Origin of the sequence: Prevotella sp. LCP21S3_D2 (genome assembly GCF_052118345.1) — a bacterium.
GTDB lineage: Bacteria > Bacteroidota > Bacteroidia > Bacteroidales > Bacteroidaceae > Prevotella.
The window spans coordinates 1-421 of the sequence record NZ_JBQKHJ010000110.1 but is presented as its reverse complement, the minus strand read 5'-3'; the positions used below and the strand labels follow the sequence as shown (position 1 = coordinate 421).

The following is a 421-nucleotide window of genomic DNA, read 5'->3' as shown; positions in this document are numbered from 1 at the left end:
ACTCATCGAGGTGATAATTTTGTTCATGGTAATACCAAGAAAGATAAATTTCACCCAAATGGGGAGGTATGGCTCGCATGTTGAGCAAACCTATCGCAACGCATTCGGCTTGAAAAAGTCGAAGTGCATTGATTGGCTCAAACTTAATGTCTCACTTGCCAAGCGCTTCTTTGGTAAACAGGGAAGATGGGCTATTGCCATTGATCCCAACTACATCAGCAAAGCTGGCAAGAAAACTCCACATATCGGTCGTTTTTGGTCTGGATGTGCACAGTCTGTTAAACATGGTCTCGAAATCATGGGTATTGGACTCATTGATATTGATACCAAAGACTGCATGATGTTAAGAGCCCACCAGTCGCTAAGTAATAAAGAACTGAGTCTTAGAAACAAGACTATGGTAGATTTCTATATCAGCGTC

The 421-nt window shown here is 41.8% G+C and carries 1 pseudogene; it reads left to right on the top strand.

The features are described from left to right. Positions 1 to 421 (top strand): annotated as a pseudogene (locus tag ACTQ16_RS16830) (transposase); the annotation flags it as partial.